Here is a 22,225-nt window from a genome sequence, read left to right on the forward strand (position 1 = left end):
CTCCGGGATACGGCCGGTACGGGTACGACGGCGGTCGGAGCGGTGTCAGGCCGCAGGCCAGATCCGCTCGGCCTGGCGGTACAGAAGCTCGGAGGTCACTCCGCGCCGGGCCGTCAGCTCGGCGAGCACCGCCGCCTGCTGCACGGGTTCGGCGTCTGCCTCGTACTCGGATCCGGTGAGGTGCTTGAGCCAGGGCTCAAGACCCATCGCGTACGCGTACACATGCTCGGCGCCGAGTTGCTCGGCCAGCCGGTCGGCCATCGCGGCATCGCTTCCCTTGAGCCGGCGTTCCGCGTTGTGCTGGCGTGACAACGGCTCGTCGAGCAGCGGCCCGTACAGCCACTTGAGCGGGGCGCCGACGCACTCGAGTCCGATGAAGAGCGCGTCGACCCGGCCGACGACGTCGGAGATGTTGTCGTACAGCGCCGGCTCCACCGGGGTGATGTCGGTGGCGAACATGAAGGAGCGGCCGAGTGCCCGGACCATCGGCACGACCTTGGTGCGGATGTCCAGGTCGGCGTGTTCCCCGATGAAGGGCAGCGCCGTCACCTCGACATGCTCCGCGACGCGATGGCTCTCCAACTCGCCCAGCTCCTGCACCCGTTCGAACCCGAGGGCCTGGAGCATCGTCTTCAGGCTCGGGTCGGGCAGCGAACCGCCGGAGGCCCTCGGCACGAGAATGACGCCCACCCGCGACCGCAGTTGGAGCAGCGTCTCCAGGGAGAAGTGGTCGGAGTGGAAGTGACTGATGACGACCGCGTCGATGAAGGGGGGCAGATCGGCGATGGTGAAGTGCTCGTGACCGTCGCCGTCGTAGCCGATCAGCGGATCCAGCAGCACCGCCGTGTTCTCGGTCTCGATGAGCACGGTCGCGTGGTTGAAGTAGCGGACCCGGACCGTGTCGGGTGCGGTCTTCTCGTACGGCTGCGGCGCGGCCTCCTGGAAGAGTGCGGTGAACGCGTCCAGGTCGGTGACGCCGAGGCGCTCGGCGACCGCGTCGACGTCCACCGGGGTCAGGCGGGCCGCGAAGAGCTCGTCCCACAGCGGGGAGTCGAAGGGCACCGGCACGTCGAGGCGGTGCGGGCTGGGAAGGACCGGGCTCCCGTACACGAAGGGCTGGGCGGTGGGCGCCGCGCTCAGCGACACGGTCTGGGCCTCCCGCTCGAACGCGGGCGAGCGGTACATCAGCGATTCGAAGAAGCGGAAGGAGGGGCGGTGCGCGGTGTCGTACACCAGCTCCACGCGGCCGCGGAGCGACTCGGGTACCTGGGCGTACAGCGGCTCCATCGAACCGCCGACCGCCTTCTCCTTGAGGAGCGCCCGCAGTTGGTCGATGTCCTCCGCCAACCGCAGCTTCGCGCTGACTCCGCTGAGCATGGCATCGAGGAGTTCCTGAACCTGCTCGACACCGGAGCCTTCCGGATTCAGGAAGGGACCTCCGTACCGCGAAGGGTCGGACAGGACAGACTCATGCATGTGAGGAGCCTTCAGATATGTCTGAACAATCGGCAGAAGACGATCCCTCAGGTTCAGTGCGCCTGTGTGCGGCGCCAGCAGATACGGCCAGGCGTACCAGCGGTGAAGGAGCGGCTGAGCCACGACAGACGGACGGAGATACATTCTCCGGTTGGCCGACACGATTCCCCCATGAAGTCTGGATCGATGCGGGCACGCCAGTTGGCGGCATTGCGCATGCTCAACATGAACTTGGACAGACAGCAAGAAAGCGGGACCACGCCTTCCGGATCGATGGCCCCGAGAGAGGCGTCACACCACCTCTCCAGCTGCAAGAAATCCCATGTCTACCACATGGTGAGTCCGCTGGTCTCGACGAATTTTTGAATCGATGCCGCGATCGCCCCACCGACACGAAGCGCTTCCATCTCCGCCCCATGTCAAGGGAGTTGAGTTGCGACGTGAATCACATGGAATGCCGAAGCGGCGTCGTGCTTGACTGCCGCGTGGGCGTATGCAGCTGGAGCTCTGTCGCCAGCGACTCCGTTCGCTGCTGCACACAGTTGGCACGAAATCCCTGCTTCCGATGGCATCGAAGCTCCGGTTCCGAAGAGCGACTTGAGATGTCACCCTCGTCAACCGGGGATTCCTTGCGTTTCGTGACGCTCCAGCGGGTCACACCACAATGCGACCCGCGGCGGAATCCCGCACATCCCGCGACTTCCGGAGATCACGGGTGATTACCGTCTTCTGCAGCCAACGGTCGGTGCCGTCGTAGCGTGCTGTGAAAGCGCGACGCCCATGGACTGCAAGGTAGTTGTCGACGACCAGCAGCGCGCCCGCGTCGACCACCACATCCTGTTGCACCCGTTCCAGTTCCGTCACCAGTTCCTTGAGCGCCAGCTCCGCCTCGGCATCGTCATCGACGCAGCGCATGAAGAAGGGGTCTATGCGCAGATACGGTGAGTCCGTGGCACCGAAGAGCACTGCGACCGGTTCGGGGTCCTCCCTCATCGCACGCATCCGCAGCAATCCGGGGTCATTGGGCCGCTCAACGGTGAGCTGACGCAGGTGCTCGTCGTCGGGCAGAATATAGAAGCGCGGCTCGGACAGCACCCGGCGGGCGAGTGCCGACAAGTGCACGTCACGGACGGATGCCAGGGTCGTCGGCACCCGGTCGTGATTGCGAATACCGAACAGGGCGAGGTAGTCGCAGCGATAGGGATGGAAAGCATCCTCGGTATGCCATTCCAGCAGCACTTCACTGCCGTGGCCACTCTGCTGTCCCTCTTCGCCGGCGATGGGCAGCACGTTCTGGATCATGCGGCCGGATTGCAGTGTCGGCCAGCTGAAAACTTCGCCGAGACACTTGCTGATCAGTGAGAGAAACAGCTCTTCGCGGCGGGTACGTCCGGCGGCCGCAGCCTCGGCCCAGTCGCGGGGCGTCGGGCCGACAGAGCTGTCGTCGACGTCGAAACCGTGCAAGAGGAAGGCGGCAGCCGAGTCATTGCATCGAAATTCTTCCAAGAATCTACGCAATCTTATCGGCACACGCGGCACCAGCTCCCAGACGTTGTCATGGAACGCCGGCTCCCCGGGATCGCTGTACTCAACATCCGGGTCGGTCAGCAGCTGCTCCAAGGAGCTAACTTCTTCGGCCGAGAGCTCATAGTTCAGGGTTCCGTGATAGTGACTCACTGATATCTTCATTTCTCGTTGAGGGGATAGCGGGATCGCTGATCAGACCCAGCGGGGAACCAATAGAGAAATCGGACCGGAGACTTTGCGATGTCTACCGCTACCAGTGCCCGTCTGGCTATCGGGAACCAAGATTCAGGTCGAGCGTCATACAGCGGATGCCGCCGCCCGCCTTCAGGAACTCGTTGATCGCACTCACCACCACCGTGTAACCACGGTCGTTCAGTGCGGCGGCCAGGCCGTCGGAGCAGGCGGACATCACGACGGTCTTCCCGATGACAACGGAGTTGGCGCTGAAGCTCATGGCCTCCTCCTCGCTCACGATCACCGGCTCCGGGACCAGGTCGAGCACCCGCTTCCTGCTCTCCTCGTCCCATGCCGAAGGAGCCATGATCGCGGTGCGGGAGTCGAGAGGGCAGAACGACATGTCCAGGTGGTACAGCCTCGGGTCCCGCAGCTGGACACTCACGACCTCGCTCCGGAAGACCGCGGCCATGTGCTCGTGAGCGGATCGCGTGGTCCGGAAGCCATGGCCCGCCACAAGGGCATCGGCGAAGGCAAGCACATCACCGCCCTCAAGGAATGTCTCGTCGTCCGCCAGCGGTTCGAGCTCGGTGAACCCGTTCGCGGTCAACCAAGCGGCGCCGTATGCCGCCTCGGCGCGCCGTTCCTCATGACGGAACTTCGCCCGCAGGAACTGGCCGCCCCTGACCACGGCGATGTCCGCCGGGAACACCATGTCGCTCAGGCCCTCGACCGAATCCACCGCAAAAGTCTCGGCGCCGCAGCCTTCCAAGGCCTGGCGAAGGCCTTCCCACTCCGTAAAGCTGCGCTCGCGGTCCGGCCGGTTCTCCCGGTTCATCCATGGATTGATTTCGAAGGTCACATCGAAGTGCACGGGTCGGCAGAGCAAGAACCTTCGCCCGGACCCGGCCCGCGCCGGCACGGAATCCGCTGCGACGGAGGTACTTTTTTCGGCGTTCTGCATCAGGACTGAGCTGCTTTCTCTCGTTGAGTGTGCGTCTTGGTTGTGGCGTGCCGCCGCCGCACGGCGGCATCGGCCCGGCCGACGATCACGGCGCGGCGGTCAACGGCGCGGCCGGGGCAGCCAGAAGCTCGGTCAGCAGCGCCCGCAGCTGCTCACCTAGCTGCGTGGCGCGTTCCCAGGTGAACAGGTCCCGGCGGTGGCCGACCCACACCTCGGCACACTCGGACGAACCCAGCTCCGGGATCAGGAAGCTGAACGACAGGTCGAAGTCCGAGACCTGGTCCTCCGCCCGGAGATGGTGCACGGTCTCTCCGCCGTCGGAAGGCGCCATCCCGGCAGTCCCCGAGACGACGCTCTCCACGAGTACGTCGAAGAGCGGGTTGCGGCCCTGGTCCCGCGGCAGGCCAAGGTCCCGGACCAGTCGGTCGAAGGGGTACTCCTCGTGTTCCTGGGCGTCCAGTGACGTGCGCACGCAGTCCTCGACGAGCCGGCCGAAGCCGGCGGACGCGTCGAGCACGGTACGCAGCACGACGGTATTGACGAACAGGCCCGCCTCGTACGCGAGATCGGGCGTCGGGCGCCCGGCGGAGACGGTACCCAGCACCATGTCGGCGGTACCGGTGAGCCGGTACAGCAAAGCCCTGACGGCAGCGGTGCAGACCACGAACGGGGTGGCGCCGCTGCGCACCGCCAAGGCCCGGACGCCGTCGGTCGTCCGCTCGTCCAGGACCACGCGGGCGAAGCCGCCCGCGTTGGTGCGGCGCGGGCCCGGGACCAGGTCGCCGGGGAGCGCAGGCGCCGAAGGCGGGTCGGCCAGCACCGCCCGCCAGTACCGGGCATGCTCCTCGCCCTGGACACCGGAAAGCCGGGCGTCCAGCGCAGCGGCATGGGCCAGGTAACCGGCCACCTCCGGCAGACGCGGCCGCTCGCCGCGCTCGAAGGCCCGGGCCGCGGCCAGGAGGTCGTGCATCAGGACGCCGTACGACCAGGCGTCGTTGACCGCGTGGTGGACGTTGAGGAGCAGCACCGGCGGCCGGCCGGTGGTGGTGAGGCAGCGCAGCCGGAACAGTGGGCCCGCAGCCAGGTCGAAGCGCCACCGTGCCTCCTCCGCCCGGGCCTTGGCCAGGGCCTCGTCGAAGGCGTCCGGCGAGACACGCTGGAGTCGTGGCCGGACTCTGAGCCGACCGGCGGGCCGGACCACCTGCCAGAGCTCGCTCGACCCCTGCTCGGCGGACATCTGGAACACGGTGCGCAGCGCCTCGTGCCGGTCCATCAGGTATCCGACAGCGGCCTCCAGCGCGGCCGGATCCAGTGCCCGGGTCAGCTGGTAGGCCTCGACCATGTTGTAGGTGCGGACTTCCTCGTCGTCGAGGGACTCCAGCAGCCAGAGGCGGGCCTGGGCGTTGGTCGCGGGCAGCCGGGACGGCCTGCCGGTCACCGAGGCCGGTGTGCCGGTGGCGTCGGCCTCGGGGGGGCGGGCGGGCATCTCGCGCAGCGCCTCGGCGAGGGCGCGGGGAGAACGGGAGGTGAACACCTGGCGGATCGACAGGCCTTGGGCCGCCGGGCCGGTGCAGAGTGCACCGACCAGCTGGGCAGCGGAAAGACTGTGTCCGCCGGCCTCGAAGAAGTCCTCGTCCGCCGACTGCGGTGGGTGGCCGAACACCTTCTCCCAGGCGGCGGCCACCGCGTGGTCGGCCTCGTCGACGGGGGTCCACGTGCCATCCCCCTGGGGCACGGCCTCGGTCGCCAGCGCGAGCCGGTCGATCTTGCCGTGCACGGTCCTCGGCAGCTCGGCCACTTGCTGCAGCAGCCCGGGCACCATGTGCGCCGGAAGCAGTTCGGCCAGGGCGGCGCGGACGATCTCGGGCTCGATGACGCCGTCGGCGGTGTACCAGGCGCCCAGGACCACACTGTTCGCACCGGTCGGCCGGGGCAGGACGACCGCCTCGCGGACGCCGTCGATTCCGATCAGCGTCTGTTCGACTTCACCGGGCTCGACTCGGTTGCCGTGCACCTTGACCTGGTTGTCGTTGCGACCGAGAAAGTCCAGCGTCCCGTCCGCGTTCCAGCGTGCCAGGTCGCCGGTGCGGAAGGCCCGGCCGACGCCCGGTAGCGGGCAGTCGACGAAACGCGCGGCGGTGGCCTCCGGCGCGCAGAGGTAGCCCCCGGCGGCCACCGCAGGGCCTACGACGTATATCTCGCCCGGTACACCCACTGGCGCGAGGTCGCCGCCCGGCGTCAGTACCAGCACCCCGAAGCCGGGGTTCGGACGGCCGATGGGGACCGCTGACAGGGAGACCGCGTCGCTGCCCGAGCAGTGGAACGTCGTGCAGGACATGGTGGTCTCGGTCGGCCCGTAGACATTGGCGAAGGTGCCGATCCTCAGCCGCCCCCGGGTGCGGGCGAGCAGGCCACGGGGAATCGTGTCGCTGCCCATCACGACATAGGGCAGTTCGACCCCGGCGTCCGGCGGGAGCACCTCCAGCATGGTGGAGAGCAGACTGGGCACGCAGTTCACCATGGTGACCTCGTACTCGCGTATCAGGTCCCAGAAGGCCACCGGATCCAGCTCGTCCGGCGCGCCGACCGCGACCACAGCGCCGCCCGCGGCGACGGCGACGAAGATCTGGAAGGCGGTGGGGTCGGCGGAGATCGCGGACAGCAGCGCACAGCGCAGGCTCTCGTCAACGCCGAGCAGATCGACCGACATGACCACGTGGTGGGCGATCTGGTCATGCCTCAACACAACGGGCTTGGGCAGGCCGGTCGAGCCCGAGGTGAAGAAGACGACCGCGTCGTCCTGCGGCCGGGGCCCGGGCAAGGGCGACGCGTCGGCGGGCTCCCCGGCGGCCTCGGAAGCGGCGCGCAGTTCACCGGCCGACAGCACCGGCAGACCGCCGTCACCCACGATGACGTCGCCGATGGCCAGGCATGCGGCGCTGCGGTCGATGAGGTGCTGAACACGCGCGGCCGGGTGCCGCGGGTCGATCGGGACGTACACGGCGCCGGCCCGGAGCACGGCAAGGATGGCCAGGATGAGATCGCCACCGCGTGGCACGACGACCGCGACCCGGTCACCGGGCCGGATGCCGTACTTGTCGGTCAAGTATCCGGCCGCGCGTCGGGAGCGTGCGGCGAGCTCCCCGTGCGTCCAGGAGAGGCCGGATTCGACGACTGCTGTCCTGTCAGGGAAGCGGTCGGCCGAGGCGTCGGCGAGGTCCGTCAGTGTCCGGGGCGAGAAAGCTGCGGGCAGCGGCAGGCCGCTCCACGCCTCCAGCTCGGCGCGGTGCTCGGGGCTCAGCGGGTCGACATCGGAGGCGGTCCGATACGGATCGGCGGCTATCGCGTCGAGAGTGGCGGCGAGGCAGCGCGGCAGGTCCGCTCCGACGGCGGGAACCTTGCCGTCGGATCCGACCGCCTCCAGCCGGATACCGCCGTCGGCCGTCAGTCGGCCGCGCACGAGCATGTCGGCGGGGGCGGTGAGCTGTGACTCGCCCCAGACGACGGCGAGTTGGGCGACAGCGGAGCCGTCGGCCTCACCCACCGCTTCGAGCCGAGCGACCAGCGCGGCCCGGTCCTGCCATGGTGACGCGGACGCCTCGGCCAGATCCTGGTGCAGCTCCTGGAGGAAGTCGCTCACCTTGGTGTCCGGACCGAGCGCGGTGCGCAGCAACACCTCGCCGCTGCTCATGCCGGGCGCCACGCAGAGGACCGCGAGGTCCTCGGCGGCCCCGAACCGGGCCATGACGAGGCGGGCGGCAGCGACGAGCAGCAGATGGAGACCGGTCGGATCGTCACCGGCGAGGTGCCGCAGCACAGCCGCACGCGCCGGCGGAACCACCACAGCACCAGGGGCGGTCACGGTGGCGCCACCCGCCGGAAGGAGATCTTCCCTGCTCATGCCCCGAAGTGCGGTGGCCCAGTGCGCTCGGATAGCTGCGGCTTCCAACAACGATTTCTCCCTGGAAAAGCTCTGGGTGGCGAGAGATCAGTTGTATACGAGTTATTCGTTTCCGGCCACACAATATTTCCGAGGGCGCTTTCCCGTTCGCATTGGACGGTCGAAAACGGGATCCAACCAGGAGGGTCACTCATCGTCAATGTGACGTACATCACAGCATTTTAGGAATGATTCCAGCGTTCGGCCAGTGGTAATAGCCACGCCTCATGCGCTTCCGCAGTCGAGCCGCCGAGGCGTATCAGACACTTCGTCAGCATCGGTTCACTTGGCGCGACTTGCCCCCACATGGGCCACCAGGAGTCAACGTGATCTGCATCACAAATAATTCGTTTGGGGGGCGTGATCACGAGCGGCTAAGTTGTGGTCGTTTCTTGCGACCGACTTACGGTCGAGGCTCTTGCCAAAGATACTTCGGGGGATCAACAATCAGCGCCGGCCGGCGGCACAAGCCCACGCCTTGATGCACTCCTCCCTGAAAAAAGGAACCGTGTGAGTTCATTCCGCATCTTCCGTGCGAACCCGGCGTTCAGGCGGTACTGGTCCGCCAGATCGGTTTCCTTGGTGGGAGACGGCATCGCCACCGTCGCGCTGTTGCTTCTCATTACCGGCAGCGGGGCGAGCCCCACCGGTGTCGCGGCGCTGTTGCTGGCTCAGGCGGTACCCAGATTCTTCGGCCCCATTGCGGGCGCGCTCCCCGACCGTTTCGAAGTGAAGCGCCTTCTTCTGTTGGCAGAAGTCGGGCAGGGCGTCGTCTTCATCGCCATCGCCCTGGTGCCGTCGCACACGATTCTCCTGGTTCCCCTCGTCGCCCTCGCGTCGTCGCTGTCCACGATCTTCAATGCCGCCGGCCGTACGGTCATGCCCCGGCTGGTCGACACCGACCAACTGATGCCTGCCAACGCCTGGATGGGTACCGCGTTCAATCTCCAGGCGGCACTCGGCCCGGTCCTGGGCGGCACGGCCGCCGCGCTGATCGAACCCAGCGGCGCACTGCTGGTCAATGCGGTCACCTTCTTCATCGGTGCCGCTCTGCTGCTCGGCCTGCCCCGCATGGAGCCCGTCGCCGGCTCCTCGGACACCAAGTCGCCCGGATTCCTCGCGGGGGTCGGCGCAGGTATTGCCTTCACCTGGCGGCACCGGACGGCTCGGGCCATTTTCCTCCTGCTGCTCTTCGGCATCATGTTCGCCTCGTTGGACAATGTCGTCCTGGTCTTCCTTGCCCGCGACGTCCTCGACTCCGGTTCGTTCGGCTTCGGTCTGCTCGGAACCGGTTCAGGGGCGGCGATGGTCCTCGCGTCACTCTGGCTGACCCGGTCCACGACCAAGCTCTCGGCCGTGACCCTGCTGGCCGGAGGATGGCTCGTCGCCGGTCTGGGCATCGCGCTCACCGGTGTGGCCCCGGTCCTGGCGGTGGCCATTGCGACCCAGGCCCTGATGGGTGTGGGCAACAGCGTCGCGATGATCGGCGAAGACACCCTGCTGCAGAAGGGCGTACCGGCCGACATGCTGGGGCGCGTGGGTGGCGCGCTCTCCTCCGCCGCCTTCGCGGGCAGCGCTCTGGCCTACGCCGTCGGCGGATTCGTCGCCAGCGCGCTGGCGCCCCGGACCTCCCTCACCGTCGCCGGTGTCGGTCTGATGGCTGTGACGTTGCTCTGTCTGCCCGGTCTGCGCCACCGCGACGCCGATCAAGGCAAGGAGCCGGCCGAGGGCGACGACCTGGAGCAGGACGCGGCTCCTTCGTCCCCCGTATGACGGCCGCCGTGTGCCCGGCCGGTCCGTCCGCTGGGAAGTGCCTCCGTTGACCGGTGACGCCGGCGGGCTGATCGCCTGGGACCCACCCCGGACTGCACGCGTCCACCTCGTGTGTGTGCCGCATGCAGGCTCCGGCGCCTACCAGTTCCGTACCTGGCAGCGGTTGCTCGGCCCTGAAGTATCCCTGATCGCCGTACAGTTGCCCGGGCGGGAGAACAGGTGGCGCGAGCCGCCGGCCACCCACATGGCAGACGTACTGCACGCACTGATACCGGAGTTGCTCAGCCGCCTCGAACTGCCCTACGTCGTCGTCGGACACAGCATGGGTGCACTCCTGGGCTATCAGCTGGCCCAGGCCCTCGGAACCCGGCACGACCGCTGGCCCGAGCACTTCATCGCCTCGGCCGCGCTGCCGCCCGACGAACCGTTGCCGTTCAGCGGCATCGACAGCCTGGACGATGCAGCACTGGTCGCCGAACTGATCGAGCAGGGCGCGGTACCGGCCGACATCGCCCGCAACGACCGTCTGGTCCGGCTCGTGACCAGGCCGCTGCGCGGCGACCTCGCCATGTGCGACGCCTACGTCCCCCACGCCGGGAGTCCCCTTCCCTGCCCGCTCGACGTCTGGCGCGGGGCGGACGACCCCGGGGTGTCCCAGGACGGCGTCCAGCGGTGGAGCCGCCACTCCTCCGCGGGCACGACGTTCCGCACATTCCCCGGCGGTCACCTCTACCACCTGACCGATCCGCGTTCCGTCGTCGACGAGCTCCACCGCATCGTCACCGGGACACGGCCACCAGGCGGGCCCGCCCAGGGACCTCACTCCACAGACAGTTGCCCGGTCGACGCGGAGGCACCGTGACCACCACGCACGTCCCGACGCGAACCGGGCTCGTCCTGACACCCGACGAGGCGTGCCGTTCCGCCGAAGCGGCTCTGGAGGTGGCCGGTTGGTACCCGACCCAGGACGACCGGGAACTGCTCCAGGAGGCACCGCTGTTCAGCGTGCGGCTGTCCGAACGCGTCCGGTGCTGCACGCGGGCCCGGCACGGACAGCAGGAAGGCCCTCACCCTGCACATCGAGGACGTCTTCCACCCCGACCGGGCCGACTGCCTCGTGCTCGCTGCGCTGCGGAACCCGTACGCCGTACGCGAGTCTGCCGACCTGCGCCGCCCCCGCGACTGCACCTCTGATCGGCTGAGGCCCACACGCAGCGGGTCCCCCAGCAGCCACCGGTTCCGGCAGCCCATCGCACCACCAGCACACCGAAAGGACCCCGCCATGACGTCTGCCGAGCCGACGACACACGCTCCAACACTCCGCCCCGTTCCGGGGCCCGACGTCCTGCTCGCCGCGACCGTCGCCGTACTGGGCCACTTCGACGGCGACGCGGACCAGACGCTGACGGTGTGGCAGAACAACTCCGCGCGTACGGTCCGTGTGTCCACCGACGCCACCGCCGTGTCCGCCACTCTGCTCGACGCCACGAGGTCGGGACTGCTGGACGCCGAGTCGGCCTCGTCCGTCGACGCCGGACGGCTCGTCGACCTCACCGGGAACTGTCCCGCGTCGGCCGACCTCGACCTGTTCGTCCGCCTCGACGCCGCCCAGCGGACCGTGCACGTGGCCACCGGCCCGGCCTGGGCACGCACCGCGACTGCCGAGCGGCTCAGCGGGCTCATCCAGCGCGTCGCCGACCATCTCGCCGATCCGGCCACCGCCGATGCTTCGTTGTCCCGGCTGCCGTTCCTGACCACCGACGAGCGCAGCCGCCTGGTGGTCGAACTCAACGACACCACCGCCGAAGTCCCGCCGCGTACGGTCGCCGAGGCCATCGCCGATCTCGCCGCCGAGGACCCGGACGCCCCTGCGGTCATCACCCGTGACCGCACGCTGAGCCGCCAGGAACTACAGGATCTGGCGCGTACGGTGGCGGAGCAGCTGGCGCAGGCAGGGATCCGGCGGGGCGACTCGGTCTACGTCTGTCTCCCCCGCTCCGCCGAACTCGTGGTCGCCTGGACGGCGGCCCTGAGCGCCGGCATCGTATGCATCCCGGTCGACCCCGCCTACCCACAGGCCCGGATCCAGCAGATCGTCCAGGGCGAGTCCCCGACCGTCCTGACGGTGCCCTCGACCAACGAACTGATCCCCCACGCACGGCGCATCCCCGTGGTGCTGGATCTGCCGACCGACGCTCCCTCCCCGGACCACGAGTGGCCGGTGGCGGCCGCGCCGGAGTCGGTGGTCTACGTCATGCACACCTCCGGTTCGACCGGTGTCCCGAAGGGCGTCGCGATCCGTGAGATCGGTTTGCGCAACCTCATGCACGCCTCCGCCAGGCAGTTCGGTCTCGGCCCGGGACGGCGCTCGTTGAGCCTGGCGAGCCCCGGCTTCGACGCCAACGTGTGGGAACTGCTCGCCCCGCTGTACGCCGGTGCCGCGGTAGTGCCCTTCGACGACGAGCTGATCTCGGCGAAGGGCCTGGCCGAATGTGTCCGGGCGAACGAAGCCGACACGTTCTTCCCGTTCTCACCGCTGCTCATCAGGCTCGATCCCGCGGACTTCCCCGGCATCCGGACCGTCATCACCGCCGGCGAGCTGTTCAGCCAGGACCTCGTCGACCGCTGGCAGCCGGGCCGCGACATGATCTACGCCTTCGGTCCCACCGAGGCCACCGCCCTGCAGTCCTGGCACTACTGTCACGCAGGCTCCCCCGAGCCGGCTCCCTCCATCGGGCGGCCGATGACCAATCTGCGTATGTGGCTGGTGGATCCCTGGGGCGGACTTGCCGCGCCCGGCGCCGTGGGCGAGCTGTACATCGGTGGCCTGGGAGTCGGGGCAGGCTACGCAGGACTGCCGGAGGCCACGGCGGCCAAGTTCGTCGTACGCCCCGAACTCGACGGCGACAGCACGCTGTACCGCACCGGCGACCTCGCGAGCTTCCGCCCCGACGGGGCCATCGACTTCCGTGGCCGCAAGGACAACCAGGTCAAGCTCCGCGGTTTCCGGGTCGAACTCGGCGAGGTGGAGACGGTGCTCGCCGCCCTGCCGGGCATCGACACGGCGATCTCCGTGGTCCATGAGACCGATGCGGAGCGGCTTCTGGTCGCCCACCTGATCCCGGCTCCGGGCACCGAGCTGCCGTCCCCCGCACACCTGCGGGAGCAACTGGCCGATCTGCTGCCGTACTACATGATTCCCAGCGCCTTCGTGGCGCTCACCGATGTCCCGTACACCCCCAACGGCAAGATCGACCGTACGGTACTGGCCGGCAGGCCGCTGTCGGAGCCCTCCGAGCCCGGGACCGGCTCCGCCCCCAACGCGAACCCTGAGATCCTCGCCGAGGTCAGCGCCGCCTTCGCCCTCGTTCTCGGCGTCCCCGAAATCGCCCCCGACCAGGACTTCTTCGCCGCTGGAGGCCACAGCCTCGGCGTCGCCGAGATCGCCGCACGCCTCAACGACCGCTACCAGACGGACATCCGCGCACGCGACCTCTTCGAACACCCCACCCCCGCAGCCCTCACCGACCGCATCGCCCAACTCCTCACCACCGCCGAGGGAGCGACCGCGGAACCGGCCTCCGACGAGGGCGGACTCGGCCTGCTGCCGGTGCAGTCCTGGCAGTGGCTGATGCGGCAGGCGCGGCCGGAGGACGACGCCGCCTACAACGTGCCGACGCTCTTCGTCTGTGGCGGCGCGGTCGACACCGAGCGTCTGCAAGCGGCACTGAAGGCTCTCCGTCTGCGGCATCCGATGCTGCAAGCGACCGTGCGCGAGGTCAATGGTGCTCCTCAGGTCTCGTTGGACAGCCCTGAGCCGGCACTTGAGGTGGTCGACCTGAGTGCGGCGGCCGACCCGGAGGCGGAATGTGCCGAGGCCGTCCGCCGGCGCGCCAACCTGCCGTTCGACCTGGCCGCCGGTCCCGCTCTGCGCGCCACTCTGTTCCGCCTGCCGGGCGGCCACCACCGCCTGCTCACGGTCTGTCACCACATCGTCAGCGACGGCCCGGGCATCGACATCCTCGCCCGTGACCTGGTAGCCGCCTACGAGGGCGCGGCGGACGCCCTGCCGCCCCTGACACGTGATCCGCTGGCGGTCGGCCGAGCCGAGTCCCAGCTGCTGGCGAAGGGGGCCTTCGACGAGCAGCTCGACCACTGGCGTGAGGTGCTCACACCCCCGCCGGCCGCGCTCCCGCTGCCCGTGGACAACCCCCGCGTCCGCCCCGCCGGCGCGCGGACGACGGCCGTCGAGGTCGAGCTCGGCGCCGAGCTGACCGACTCTCTGCGCGAGGTCGCCCGGCAGGCTCGTACCGGCCTCGCCGCTCCGCTCGCGGCCGCCGTCGCCGTCGTACTCAGCCGCTCCACCGGCCGCCAGGACATCTGTCTCGGCACGCCGGTCAATCTGCGGGGTCAGCTCGGCCTGTCCGAGCACCTCACCAACGGAGCCAACTCCACGGTCCTGCGCCTGCGGATGGGGACCGCCTCCCTCGCGGGGCTGCTCGCCGACGTCGCGGAGCAGATGCACACGGCGATCGACTACGCGCGGGTCCCCTTCCCCCACGTGGTGGACCGTCTGGCGATGCCGATCAGCCCCTTGCGCAACGCACTGTTCGACGTGTTCGTGACGTGCTACCGCCGGAGCGAGGCGGGTACGGCCCCGGGACTCACCCTCTCGGGACAGGTGGTCCCGCTGGATTCCGGCCTGTGCGATCTGTCGTTCCAGGGCTGCGAGCACCGTGACGGGCTCACCCTGATCCTTCAGTACGACAGTGGCCTCTACCACGAGGACACCGCTCTGCTGTTCCTGGACCGGTGGCGACTCGCCCTCACCACCCTGGCCACCGAACCCGATGCGCCTTGGTCCCGACCTGGCCTCGGTACGCCGAGCGCTCCGCAGGGCCCCGCGGTGGCGGGCTTCGGCGGCTTCCGGTTCGACACCGCGACCGGTGAGGGCGGCAACGGATGAGCGCCCCGCACACCACCGCACAGCAGCGTCCCCGGCCGGCCGAGTGGACGGACGTGAACCTGGCCGACCCCTCGGTGCATGCGGAGTTCGATCTCACCGAATGGTGGCGCCGCAGGCGCGAGGAGAACCCCGTCGCCCGCCACGACCACGTCCCGGGCCAGGGCGGGTTCTGGGTGGTCTCCCGGCACTCCGACGTGATGGACGCCTACCGGCGGCCCCAGGACTTCGGATCGGCGTCCGGGAATGTCATGGACACCCTGCTGCATGGTGGAGACTCGTCGTCCGGGCGGATGCTCGCGGTCTCGGACGGCGAGCAGCATCGCGGAGTGCGCCGACTGGTGCAGCGCGGGTTCTCCCCCGAACTCCTGGACCGGCTCGGGGCATCGACCCGCGCGGCGACGCACAAGCTCGTGGTTCGGGCGGTGGAGCGTGGCCGCTGCGACTTCATGAAGGACGTCGCGGCCCACATCCCGATCGCCGCGATCTGCGAGCTGCTCGGCGTGGCCGACTCCGACAGTGAATACATCATGAAGCTGGCCAACTCGGCCCTGGGCTCGGACGTCCCCGGACAGACCGCGCGCGAAGCGCAGTTGGCCCAGAGCGAGATCCTCGTCTACTTCTCGCAGCACGTCCGCAGACTGCGGGCCGATCCCCGCGACGACCTGCTGAGCATGCTGACGACCAGCGAACTGGACGGCAGCCCGCTACGCGACGACGTGATCGTCTTCAACTGCTACAGCCTGGTCCTCGGCGGCGACGAGACCACCCGTCTGGCCATGGTCGGCGGGCTGCTGGCTCTGATGGAACACCCGGAGCAGTGGGCCAGGTTCAAGAGCGGTGAGATCGCGGTCGAGTCGCTGGTGGAGGAGGTCATGCGGTGGACCACTCCGGCCATCCACGTGGGCCGGACGGCACTGCGCGACACCGAGCTCGGCGGGCAGCAGATCGCGAAGGGGGACGTGGTCACCCTGTGGAACACCTCTGCCAACTGGGACGAGCGCGTCTTCACCGACCCGGAGATCTTCGACGGCGGCCGCCGGCCGAACCGCCATGTCAGCTTCGGTTTCGGCCCTCACTTCTGCGTGGGCGCCCAGCTGGGGCGGATCGAACTGAGTGCCTTGTTCGAGGCGCTGCGGGACTCGGTCGCAAGGGCGGAGCTCACCGGCCCGGTGGGGCGCTTCTACTCCAACTTCCTCAGCGGCGTCAGCAGTCTCCCGGTGGAGCTGCATCGCTGATCCCGTGACGGGTCGCACGCCGAAGGGGCCGACGGGATCTCTCCCGTCGGCCCCTTCCGTACGGTGTCCCTACGCGACGCTGTCCATCGCCCGGCACACACCGGCCACGGTGGGCTCGTCGAAGAAGTCGTCCAGGTCCACCTGCATCCCTGTCCGGCTCTCCAGCTCTGTCAGGAGCATCACGGCCATCAGGCTGTGCCCACCGAGGTCGAAGAAGTCGTCGTCGAGACCGACCTCGGCGAGCGCGAGGACCTCGGCGAAGACCAGCGACACCGTGTTCTGCAGGCTCTCCACGGCGGCTCCCTGCGCCGCGGCCGGTTCCTGCGCCGCGGCGCGTGCGGGCTGCCGACGGGCCGGCGCGGACAGTTCCTCCGCCGCCCGGTCCGCGAGCGCGGCCCGGTCCACCTTTCCGTTACGCGTGAGGGGCAGCCCGTCGAGGACCTCCATGCGCCCCGGGACCATGGAGCTCGGCAGCACGGACCGTGCGGCCGCGCGCACCGTGCCCGCGTCCACGGTGCCCGTGAGGAATCCGACCAGGGTCAGGGCGCCGTCCGGCCCGGTGACGGGCAGCACGACGGCGCTGTGCACACCCGGCAGGGCGCAGAGCCCTGCCTCGACATCACCGATCTCGACGCGATTGCCGTGGATCTTGACCTGGGAGTCGCCGCGGCCGAGGAACTCCAGGCCGTTCGGCGTCCACCATCCGCGGTCCCCGGTCCGGTACCTGCGTCCGCCGGGCTCCTGGGCCGCCGTGACGAAGACCTCGGCGGTCAACTCCGGCCGGTTGAGATAGCCGGCGGCCAGGCCGTGCCCCGCCAGCTGGATCTCGCCCGGGAAGCCGGGCGGCAGTATGCGTCCCTTCTCGTCCAGCACGTACACCGCGGTGTTGTCGATCGGCCGGCCGATGGGGAACCCGTGCTGCGGACGGTCGTCGTAGTCGAAGGCGGTGGCCCCGACCGAGTTCTCGGTCGGCCCGTACTCGTTGACGAGGCGCGTACCGGGCAGCAGCCGGTGGTGCCGCTCGACAAGTTCGGCCGGCGTGGCCTCGCCGGCCACCGTGACCAGCCGCAGAGACCCGGGCGCGGCCAACGCGTCGATCAGCACCGCGTAGAGGGACGGGACCAGGGTGATGTGCGTCGCCCGGGTCCGCTCCACCAACGCACGCACCCGTTGCGTCTGGAGCCGGTCCGCTTCGCTCAGCAGGATCAGCCGTCCGCCGCTTCCCAGGACCGAGAACAGATCGGAGACGGAACTGTCGAAGGCGAACGACGGGACCTGAAGGAGTCGAGTGTCGGGGCCCAGGTCGTGATAGCGCCGCTTCCAGGCCAGATAGCTGTCGATCGCTCCGTGCCGGATCAGCACGCCCTTGGGCCGGCCGGTCGATCCGGAGGTGTAGATGACGTACGCGAGGTCGTCGGTGGCGGGCTCGTCCACGGCTGCCGGCACCGTGCCCGGGGCAGTGAGTTCGGTGGGCGGCACGGCCGGGACACTCGTGCCGTCCAGGACGGTGGGGTCCTCGGTCACCGCCAGGACGCACTCCGCGTCCGTCAGGATGAAGGCGATCCGGTCCTTCGGCAGATCAGCGGGCAGCGGAACGTACGCCGCTCCCGCCCGCAGGATGCCGAGGATCACGGCCACCGCGTCCGCGCTCTTGCCCAGCACGGTGGCGACCCGGGCGCCGCGGGCTATGCCCCGCTCTCGCAGCCGCCCCGCGACGAGATCCATCCGCTGCGCCAGCATGCCGTAGCTGATCTCGTGGTCACCGTCGACCACGGCGACGGCGTCGGGGTTCTCGGCCACTTGTCGCAGGAAGGGGCTCAGCAGTGTGCCTGCCGCGTGCGCGTCCTGGATGTGACCACAGCCCTGGTCGTGGACGGCCGCCCTGTCCTGAAGGGCCATCAGTTCGATGTTCGCCAGGCTCCGGCCAGGCTCGTTGAAGCCCTCAAGGACGGTGCTCAGAGAGCGCAACACGACCTCGGCCCACCATTGCTCCAGCAACGAGGTGGAGAAGCCTGCGGTCAGCGTGCGCGGCCCGCCCGGAGCGCCGGTCAGGGTCAGCTGGAGCGCGGCGCTCGCGACGTCCTTCGCCGGCCGTCGTTCCGTACCGACGGACAGGGCGAAGGCGGCTTCGGACGGTGCCGAATCCGCGGCACGTGCCGCCCGCAGTTCCGTGTCGATCGCCAGCACGAGATCGCGCGGGGACTGCGCGGCCGCGACGTCCACGGTGCAGACGAACGGTCCGCGCGGGTCGAGCACGTTGACGCTGACCTGGTCCTGCGCCTCCGCCGCGGCCAGTACGACCGCAGCCGCGGCCACCACGACCACCAGTTCCTCCACGGCCCGGCCGCCCGCGATCCGGTCGAGTGCGCGGCACGCGGCATCGGTGAGAGGCAGGGACTCCTTCGCCCACCCGGTGATTCCGGGCCCGGTCAGGCGAGCCCGGAGCGGAGTCGGCTCCCGCGCCGCCCCGGCGTCCGTGGGGAGTACGTCTTCGCGAATCATGTGATGCTCCTCCAGAGCTGACAATGCGTCAAAGCAGCAACACCGCCCGCTTCAGCTCAATGGAGGCGTACGGCCGAGGACCGGTCGGCGGCCGATTTTGACAGCAAATTCCCTATCGCACCGCAGAAAAAGCATGGGCAATAGCAGGAACACAGTGGGCAGAGCCATCTGGCACTCGCCATTCGCACGATAGCTCAAAGATGATCACGTATGTCAAGAGCTTATCGGGGTCCCCACTGAACCTTTCTCCCTGTTTCCGGACTGCCCAATTTCTTTTCTGTACTGTCTTGCTGATCAATCGCCACTCTGGCACCATGTAACGACAGTTGGGCCGACGGGCGGGGTGAGAGAACCGATATCCGTCGACATGCCCACACGGGGCTTGCGGTATGGGTTGCGAACATCGCGCACCGCGCGGAACCCACTCCGAATACTCGCCATCCAGCAGATCGTGGTCGCAGTACCCGCTCGCGTCCGCTCCATCCGATTCCGGCTGAACGCACCCTCGAAGGGCAGGTCACATCATCGTGCTCCCCCAGAGTGTTCGTGCGCTCCCCGGACGATACGTGATCACCCTCCGCCCGGAGAACGAACAGCCCACCGGAGACTGGCTCTTCGCGGTCCACAGCCCAGAGGGCCTGACCGTGGTGCATCCGGCAGACCCGCACCGAGCCGCCGACACGACAGGGTCCGCCCAGGAGACATGGGTGCCGCTCTACAGCGGTGGCACCGCGCACGGCCAGGACGTACCAGGCATGCTCGCCGCTCTCCTCACTCCGCTGGCGGCGGGCGGCGTACCCGTCTTCGTCGCCTCCACCCACGACGCCGACCTGATTCTGGTCCCGGACAGCCGGCTGGACCAGGCCGTCCGGCTGCTACGCGCCGCCGGACACCAGGTCACCGAGGCTGGGGCGCAGCATCGATCACCCACCCGAAGCAACTAGGAGAGCACTTCGATGGACCTCTCGACCCCCCGAGTCGCCGGCGAGCTTCCGCTGCGCCCGCTGGACGGCACGCCGTGTCTGGAGCTGACCGCCGAGGAGCACTCAGCGATCAAGGAGCTCGCGGACAGCCTGCTCGACCACCCTGGGGACGTTCCGCTCGAGAAGAGACTCGACCAGATAGCACTCGCCGCTCATGAGGTGCCGGTGGGGATCCGGGCCCAGTTGATCGACTTCCGGTTGACCGGACGGCCCTACGGCGGGCTGGTGCTGTCCAATCTGCCGATCGACGAGTCCCTCGTCGGCCCCACCCCGACCAGCTACGGCAGCGAGCCGAAGAGCCGAGAGGCGGACCGGGCCACGGCACTGTTGCTGCTGCTCGGTTCACTGCTGGGCGATCCTGTCTCCTACCTCACCCAGCAGCGCGGGCGCATGGCCCTGGACGTCTTTCCGATCAAGGGCCACGAGCACCAGCAGCTCGGCTCCAGCTCCACTGTTGATCTGGAGTGGCACAACGAGGACGCGTTCCACCCGCTGCGCGCCGACTGGATCATGCTTGCCGGACTCCGCAACCACGATCAGGTTCCCACGACGTTCGCCCCGCTCCAGGACCTTGAACTGGACGACAGGACACGGGAGTTGCTGTTCGAGGAGCGCTTCGTCATCCTGCCGGACGAGTCGCACACGGCAGCCTTCAACAACGACACCACCGGCATGGACAAGGCCGCCTGGATCGATGACGCCTTCCAGAAGATCGCCGAGATGAACGAGAGCCCGCGGCGCACGGCGATCCTGTACGGCGACAAGGACGCCCCATTCCTCCGGATCGATCCGGCCTTCATGCCCAGGGATCTGGACGACGAGGCGGCGGCGGCGCTCAAGACGGTGATCGCCGCCTTCGACGCGAAGATCCGCAATGTGATCCTCTGCCCCGGGGATCTGCTCATCGTGGACAACATGCGTGCGGTGCACGGCCGTCGGCCCTTCACCGCACGGTACGACGGCACCGACCGCTGGCTGCGGCGGATCAACGTCCTCGCGGACCTGCGCCGGGCAGAGGGCCGTCGGTACACCGACCACGGTCGCGCCCTGGTGTGACCACCCGTTCCCTCCTCAGCAGGTCCGTCGATCCCTGAACGGACCTGCTGAGAGGTTGTCTCCCACCACATAGGTATGGAGTCGGCGCGGCAGTTGCCGTGTGAGGCCGTACCACGCGGCGACGCACGTGTACTCGACCATCGGCACTGCGCGCAGGACAGACTGACGTCGAGCCTCGGCCACGTACTCCTTGACCAGCCGTACGTGGCCGAGCACAGAGTGATGGCGGCTCATGAGCTTGAGCGGCATTGCTCGCTGAGGAGTTCTCCCACAGCCTTCGCCGCCGGAGGCATCGGCGAGCGGCGCGCACCCGGGTCGGGCCCAGATACGCGCTCCGCTGCCTGCATTCCGATCGGTCAGCCGCCGCGCTTGGCCATCATGTTCGCCATGCCCTCCTGGCCTTGCGCCTTCAGCTTCTTCACTTGCTCCTGGCGCAGCCTGGCATCACTGCGGGCGGCGATGTGTTCATTCTCCCGGAGCAGCTTGCGGTAGCTGTCCAGGCGCCGCTGAGGCAGCACGCCGTCCTCGATGGCCTCCTGCACCGCGCAGCCCGGCTCCGCTTCATGGCCACAGTCACGGAACCGGCAGGCATCGGCCAGCGCCTCGATCTCCGAGAACACCTGCTGCAGACCGTCGGACGCGTCGTACATGCCGACACCGCGCAGCCCCGGAGTGTCGATGAGCACTCCCCCGCCGGGCAGTGCGAGCAGTTCACGCGTCGTGGTCGTGTGTCGTCCCTTGCCGTCGCCCCTGGTCTGCTGCACTTCCATGACGCTCTGGCCCAACAGGGCGTTCGCGAGAGTGGACTTGCCCGCGCCCGACTGGCCGAGCAGCACGGTCGTCCCAGACAGGTAGGAGGTGAGGATGTCCATCCCCTCGCCGGTCACGGAACTGACGACGAGCACGTCGACGCCTGGCGTGACGTTCTCGACGGACAAGCGCACCTGGTCCGCGTCCGAAGCGAGATCACCCTTGGTCAGCACTACGAGTGGCTGCGCGCCGCTCTCCCACGCCAGAGCAAGGAAGCGCTCGATGCGCCCGAAGTCCGGTTCCGTGGTGAGGGACACGGCAATCACGACCGTGTCGACATTCGTCGCAAGCACCTGGCCCTCGGAGCGCTGCGATGCGCTGGAGCGGACGACCGCAGTGCGGCGCGGCAGCAGGGCCTGAACATACGTACCGGCGGCGCCGTGGGAGATCACGGCCCAGTCCCCGGTACATGGCTGCCCGGCATCCTCGTCGGCCGACGCACCAAAGTCAGCGTGCACGGTGACGACGGACTCGCCCTCGGCCACCACGACGTCGCAGCGGCCACGGTCGACGCGGACAACCCGGCCGGGGACGTGCCCCGCACCCGCCAACGCCTCGAAACTGTCGTGGAGTTCAGCGGACCAGCCGTAGGCGTACAGGGGCCGATGAGCAGTCGGGTCGATCGGCCGTGACGATGCAGGTGGCAAAGCGATGAGCCCTTCAGAGGTTTCCAGCCGCCACCGTTACCTCTGCACGTGTCGAGGAGGCCGACCGCTGGTACGGACAAGGAGAGCCACGCGTCCCTGCCGGGTCGCGGCAACTGCTGAGACGCGACGAACGCAAGATCACACTCTTGCCACGACACTCTCCACGCGAAAT

12 protein-coding genes are annotated in these 22,225 nt (G+C 68.7%); 6 read left to right on the forward strand and 6 right to left on the reverse strand.

Annotated features, from left to right (window positions below; translation table 11 throughout):
• Positions 1 to 45: 45 nt before the first annotated feature.
• From ACFC8N_RS04540 to ACFC8N_RS04555, 4 genes are all read right to left on the reverse strand, one after another.
• Entirely contained in the window at positions 46 to 1,620 is a 1,575-nt protein-coding gene (locus ACFC8N_RS04540) for an MBL fold metallo-hydrolase (protein WP_376286340.1), read from the reverse strand.
• Positions 1,621 to 2,130: 510 nt separating this feature from the next.
• The gene (gene gntD, locus ACFC8N_RS04545) at positions 2,131 to 3,165 is read right to left on the reverse strand and encodes a guanitoxin biosynthesis L-enduracididine beta-hydroxylase GntD (RefSeq protein ID WP_376286343.1); all 1,035 of its coding nucleotides are present in this window, start codon (positions 3,163 to 3,165) and stop codon (positions 2,131 to 2,133) included.
• A 106-nt stretch (positions 3,166 to 3,271) separates the two neighbouring features.
• Positions 3,272 to 4,051, reverse strand: a complete 780-nt coding sequence (locus ACFC8N_RS04550; RefSeq protein ID WP_376286346.1) for a dimethylarginine dimethylaminohydrolase family protein — start codon at positions 4,049 to 4,051, stop codon at positions 3,272 to 3,274.
• A gap of 175 nt (positions 4,052 to 4,226) precedes the next feature.
• Complete coding sequence (locus ACFC8N_RS04555; protein WP_376286349.1) at positions 4,227 to 8,042, reverse strand: amino acid adenylation domain-containing protein; 3,816 nt, start codon at positions 8,040 to 8,042, stop codon at positions 4,227 to 4,229.
• Between the two features lie 420 nt (positions 8,043 to 8,462).
• Here ACFC8N_RS04555 and ACFC8N_RS04560 point away from each other — a divergent pair, with 420 nt between their 5' ends.
• From ACFC8N_RS04560 to ACFC8N_RS04575, 4 genes are all read left to right on the forward strand, one after another.
• Entirely contained in the window at positions 8,463 to 9,854 is a 1,392-nt protein-coding gene (locus ACFC8N_RS04560; protein ID WP_356025219.1) for an MFS transporter, read from the forward strand.
• A gap of 115 nt (positions 9,855 to 9,969) precedes the next feature.
• Positions 9,970 to 10,716: a thioesterase II family protein gene (locus ACFC8N_RS04565; protein WP_376286352.1), complete on the forward strand. Its 747-nt coding sequence runs from the start codon at positions 9,970 to 9,972 to the stop codon at positions 10,714 to 10,716.
• 420 nt (positions 10,717 to 11,136) lie between these two features.
• Positions 11,137 to 14,820 carry an amino acid adenylation domain-containing protein gene (locus tag ACFC8N_RS04570; protein WP_376286355.1) on the forward strand — a complete coding sequence of 1,228 codons (3,684 nt, stop codon included), beginning with the start codon at positions 11,137 to 11,139 and terminating at the stop codon, positions 14,818 to 14,820.
• Positions 14,817 to 16,055, forward strand: coding sequence for a cytochrome P450 (locus tag ACFC8N_RS04575; protein ID WP_356025213.1), 1,239 nt, complete (start codon positions 14,817 to 14,819; stop codon positions 16,053 to 16,055). Before ACFC8N_RS04570 ends, ACFC8N_RS04575 begins: the two co-directional genes overlap by 4 nt.
• Before the next feature lie 69 nt (positions 16,056 to 16,124).
• On the opposite strand, the gene ACFC8N_RS04580 is transcribed toward ACFC8N_RS04575, so the two are convergent.
• The gene (locus ACFC8N_RS04580) at positions 16,125 to 18,557 is read right to left on the reverse strand and encodes an amino acid adenylation domain-containing protein (RefSeq protein WP_376286358.1); all 2,433 of its coding nucleotides are present in this window, start codon (positions 18,555 to 18,557) and stop codon (positions 16,125 to 16,127) included.
• Positions 18,558 to 19,123: 566 nt separating this feature from the next.
• Between ACFC8N_RS04580 and ACFC8N_RS04585 the strand changes: the two genes are divergently transcribed.
• Both ACFC8N_RS04585 and gntD (ACFC8N_RS04590) read left to right on the forward strand, forming a co-directional pair.
• Complete coding sequence (locus ACFC8N_RS04585) at positions 19,124 to 19,501, forward strand: ACT domain-containing protein (protein ID WP_356025209.1); 378 nt, start codon at positions 19,124 to 19,126, stop codon at positions 19,499 to 19,501.
• Between the two features lie 12 nt (positions 19,502 to 19,513).
• Positions 19,514 to 20,596, forward strand: coding sequence for a guanitoxin biosynthesis L-enduracididine beta-hydroxylase GntD (gene gntD, locus ACFC8N_RS04590; RefSeq protein WP_362820733.1), 1,083 nt, complete (start codon positions 19,514 to 19,516; stop codon positions 20,594 to 20,596).
• A gap of 356 nt (positions 20,597 to 20,952) precedes the next feature.
• On the opposite strand, the gene rsgA is transcribed toward gntD (ACFC8N_RS04590), so the two are convergent.
• The gene (rsgA, locus tag ACFC8N_RS04595; RefSeq protein ID WP_376287089.1) at positions 20,953 to 22,059 is read right to left on the reverse strand and encodes a ribosome small subunit-dependent GTPase A; all 1,107 of its coding nucleotides are present in this window, start codon (positions 22,057 to 22,059) and stop codon (positions 20,953 to 20,955) included.
• Positions 22,060 to 22,225 lie beyond the last annotated feature (166 nt).

It is taken from the genome of Streptomyces sp. NPDC055966, assembly GCF_042269865.1.
Classification (GTDB): domain Bacteria; phylum Actinomycetota; class Actinomycetes; order Streptomycetales; family Streptomycetaceae; genus Streptomyces.